The 1,299-nt window shown below is 75.8% G+C and carries 1 protein-coding gene; it reads left to right on the forward strand.

Annotated features, from left to right (window positions below; all coding sequences use genetic code 11):
* A partial coding sequence (locus FNQ90_RS23550; RefSeq protein ID WP_182608195.1) for a GMC oxidoreductase occupies positions 1-1,299 on the forward strand: 1,299 nt, incomplete at both ends.

Genomic DNA, 1,299 nt, shown 5'->3' on the forward strand with positions numbered 1-1,299 from the left:
GGCCTGGACGGTGACGGCACCCGCACCGCCCGCCCCGGCGAGGAGGTCCCCGATCCCTACTTCGGCGGCGCCGGCCCCGAACGGCGGGCGTGCAGCCGCTGCGGGGAGTGCATGACGGGCTGCCGACACGGCGCCAAGAACACCCTCAACGAGAACTACCTCCACCTCGCCGAACGCGCCGGGGCGGTGATCCACCCACTGACCACCGTCACCGCGATCACCGAGTTCACCGACCACGAGGGCCATACCGGTCACGCCGTCACCGTCGTGCCCACCGACGCCCCGCCGCGTCGCGGGCGCCGCCGCGCCCGGGTGCTGCGCGCCCGCCGGGTGGTCCTCGCCGCCGGCACCCACGGGACCCAGACCCTGCTGCACCGCATGCGCGACACCGGCATGCTGCCCCGCCTCTCCGACCGCCTCGGCACCCTGACCCGCACCAACTCCGAGGCCCTGGTCGGCGCCCAGACCACCCCCCGCCGCTACCGCCGGGCCATGGCCGCCGCCGGACGCCCACCCGTCGATCCGGACTTCACCCGGGGCGTGGCCATCACCTCCTCGATCCATCCCGACGAGCACACCCACATCGAACCGGTCCGCTACGGCCGGGGCTCCAACGCCATGGGGCTGCTGTCCATCGCCCAGTTCCGCCGGGACGGCCGGCTGCCGCGCCCGCTCGCCTTCCTGGGCTCGAGCCTGCGCCACCCCGTGCGGTTCCTGCGCTCGCTCTCCAACCACCGCTGGTCCGAGCGCACCATCATCGGGCTGGTCATGCAGACCCATGACAACTCGCTCGTCACCCACCTGCGACGACGCGGACCGCGCCGGGGCCTGCTCGCCGCCCGCCAGGGACACGGCACCCCCAGCCCGGAGTGGATCCCGGAGGGCGCCGAGGCGGCCCGCCGCCTGGCCGAGGAGATCGGCGGCTTCGCCGGCACCAACGTGGGCGAGGTGTTCGGGATGCCGATGACCGCCCACTTCCTCGGCGGTTGCCCCATCGGCGACGGGCCCGACACCGGCGTCGTGGACCCCTACCACCGCCTGTACGGGCACCCGGGGATCAGTGTCGTGGACGGCTCCGCCGTCTCCGCCAACCTCGGCGTCAACCCCTCGCTGACCATCACCGCCCAGGCGGAGCGCGCCATGTCCCTGTGGCCCAACCGGGGCGAGCCGGACCCCCGCCCCGGGCAGGGCGCCGGGTACCGGCGCCTGGCGCCGGTCGCGCCGCTGCGGCCCGCCGTGCCGGCGGACGCCTTCGGCGCGCTGCGCCTCCCGGTGCTCCCCGTCCCCCCCGTCCCGCCC

Source organism: Streptomyces alkaliphilus, from assembly GCF_014141535.1.
GTDB classification, from domain to species: domain Bacteria; phylum Actinomycetota; class Actinomycetes; order Streptomycetales; family Streptomycetaceae; genus Streptomyces; species Streptomyces alkaliphilus.